Source organism: Shouchella lonarensis, from assembly GCF_900096965.1.
GTDB lineage: Bacteria > Bacillota > Bacilli > Bacillales > Bacillaceae_D > Shouchella > Shouchella lonarensis.
The window spans coordinates 1-3109 of record NZ_FMYM01000017.1 but is presented as its reverse complement, the minus strand read 5'-3'; the positions used below and the strand labels follow the sequence as shown (position 1 = coordinate 3109).

The 3109-nt window shown below is 53.5% G+C and carries 2 rRNA genes; both read left to right on the top strand.

The features are described from left to right. Positions 1-7: 7 nt before the first annotated feature. A 23S ribosomal RNA gene (locus BLT29_RS12930) occupies positions 8-2943 on the top strand. 60 nt (positions 2944-3003) lie between these two features. Then, positions 3004-3109, top strand: a 5S ribosomal RNA gene (rrf, locus tag BLT29_RS12925); the annotation flags it as partial.

Below are 3109 nucleotides of genomic sequence, written 5' to 3'. Positions count from 1 at the left end.
GCACAGAGGATAAGGTAGAAAGGGCGCACGGTGAATGCCTAGGCACTAGGAGCCGAAGAAGGACGCGACGAACAGCGAAATGCTTCGGGGAGCTGTAAGTAAGCAATGATCCGGAGATCTCCGAATGGGGAAACCCACCATCCGTAATGGGATGGTACCCACATCTGAACACATAGGATGTGAGGAGGCAGACCTGGGGAACTGAAACATCTAAGTACCCAGAGGAAGAGAAAGAAAAATCGATTTCCTAAGTAGCGGCGAGCGAAACGGAAAGAGCCCAAACCAAGAGGCTAGCCTCTTGGGGTTGTAGGACACGCAACATGGAGTTACAAAGAAACGGCGTAAGTGAAGCATCTGGAAAGATGCGCGGTACAAGGTAACAGCCCTGTAGCTGAAACTTCGTTTCCTCCTGCGTGGATCCTGAGTACGGCGGGACACGAGAAACCCCGTCGGAATCCGGGAGGACCATCTCCCAAGGCTAAATACTCCCTAGTGACCGATAGTGAACCAGTACCGTGAGGGAAAGGTGAAAAGCACCCCGGAAGGGGAGTGAAAGAGATCCTGAAACCGTGTGCCTACAACTAGTCAGAGCCCGTTAATGGGTGATGGCGTGCCTTTTGTAGAATGAACCGGCGAGTTACGGTGTCGTGCAAGGTTAAGCATGAAAAAGCGGAGCCGCAGCGAAAGCGAGTCTGAATAGGGCGCTATAGTACGCCGCCGTAGACCCGAAACCGTGTGATCTACCCATGTCCAGGGTGAAGGTCGGGTAACACCGACTGGAGGCCCGAACCCACGCAAGTTGAAAATTGCGGGGATGAGGTGTGGGTAGGGGTGAAATGCCAATCGAACTCGGAAATAGCTGGTTCTCCCCGAAATAGCTTTAGGGCTAGCCTCGAGTGAAGAGTATTGGAGGTAGAGCACTGATTGGACGAGGGGTCCCCACAGGATTACCGAATTCAGTCAAACTCCGAATGCCAAATACTTATGCTCGGGAGTCAGACTGCGAGTGCTAAGATCCGTAGTCAAGAGGGAAACAGCCCAGACCATCAGCTAAGGTCCCAAAGTATACGTTAAGTGGAAAAGGATGTGGCGTTGCTTAGACAACCAGGATGTTGGCTTAGAAGCAGCCATCATTGAAAGAGTGCGTAATAGCTCACTGGTCGAGTGACGCTGCGCCGAAAATGTACCGGGGCTAAACGTATCACCGAAGCTATGGCAATCCCGCAAGGGATTGGGTAGGGGAGCGTTCCAAGGACAGTGAAGGTAGACCGAGAGGACTATTGGAGTGCTTGGAAGTGAGAATGCCGGTATGAGTAGCGAAAAGAGGGGTGAGAATCCCCTCCGTCGAAAGCCCAAGGTTTCCTGAGGAAGGCTCGTCCGCTCAGGGTAAGTCGGGACCTAAGCCGAGGCCGAAAGGCGTAGGCGATGGACAACAGGTAGAAATTCCTGTACCACCTCGTATTCGTTTGAACGATGGGGGGACGCAGAAAGGTAGGGAGAGCGCGCCGCTGGCTGAGCGCGTCGAAGCAGTGAGGCTGAAACGTAGGCAAATCCGCGTTTCATAAAGGCTGAGCTGTGACCGTGAAGGACCCTAGGGTCCGAAATCCCTGATCCTCCGCTGCCAAGAAAAGCCTCTAGTGAGAAGACAGGTGCCCGTACCGCAAACCGACACAGGTAGGCGAGAAGAGAATTCTAAGACGCGCGGGATAACTCTCGTTAAGGAACTCGGCAAAATGACCCCGTAACTTCGGGAGAAGGGGTGCTCTAATAGGGTGAATAGCCCGAGAGAGCCGCAGTGAAAAGATCCAAGCGACTGTTTAGCAAAAACACAGGTCTCTGCGAAGCCGCAAGGCGAAGTATAGGGGCTGACACCTGCCCGGTGCTGGAAGGTTAAGAGGAGGGGTTATCCCTTACGGGAGAAGCTCTGAATTGAAGCCCCAGTAAACGGCGGCCGTAACTATAACGGTCCTAAGGTAGCGAAATTCCTTGTCGGGTAAGTTCCGACCCGCACGAATGGTGTAACGACTTGGATACTGTCTCAACGAGAGACCCGGTGAAATTATAGTACCTGTGAAGATGCAGGTTACCCGCGACAGGACGGAAAGACCCCATGGAGCTTTACTGTAGCTTGATAGTGAGTGTTGGTATCGTTTGTACAGGATAGGTAGGAGCCTAGGAAGCCGGAGCGCCAGCTTCGGTGGAGGCATCGGTGGGATACTACCCTGACGGTACTGACATTCTAACCTCGACCCGTGATCCGGGTCAGGGACATTGTCAGGTGGGCAGTTTGACTGGGGCGGTCGCCTCCTAAACAGTAACGGAGGCGCCCAAAGGTTCCCTCAGAATGGTTGGAAATCATTCGTAGAGTGCAAAGGCATAAGGGAGCTTGACTGCGAGACCTACAAGTCGAGCAGGGACGAAAGTCGGGCTTAGTGATCCGGCGGTGCCGTATGGAAGGGCCGTCGCTCAACGGATAAAAGCTACCCTGGGGATAACAGGCTAATCTCCCCCAAGAGTCCACATCGACGGGGAGGTTTGGCACCTCGATGTCGGCTCGTCGCATCCTGGGGCTGTAGTAGGTCCCAAGGGTTGGGCTGTTCGCCCATTAAAGCGGCACGCGAGCTGGGTTCAGAACGTCGTGAGACAGTTCGGTCCCTATCCGTCGCGGGCGTAGGAAATTTGAGAGGAGCTGTCCTTAGTACGAGAGGACCGGGATGGACATACCGCTGGTGTACCAGTTGTTCCGCCAGGAGCATCGCTGGGTAGCTACGTATGGTCGGGATAAGTGCTGAAAGCATCTAAGCACGAAGCCCCCCTCAAGATGAGATTTCCCATGACGCAAGTCAGTAAGACCCCTTAGAGATGATGAGGTTGATAGGTCTGGAGTGGAAGTGTGGCGACACATGGAGCGGACAGATACTAATCGGTCGAGGTCTTATCCTAAATATTCATCCTTACATTTGAGTCCCATGATTTAGTTTTGAGAGAATCGTTCTCTCATTATCCGGTGCTTATGGCAAAGAGGTCACACCCGTTCCCATGCCGAACACGGTCGTTAAGCTCTTTTGCGTCGATAGTAGTTGGGGGCTTCCCCCTGCGAGCGTAGATC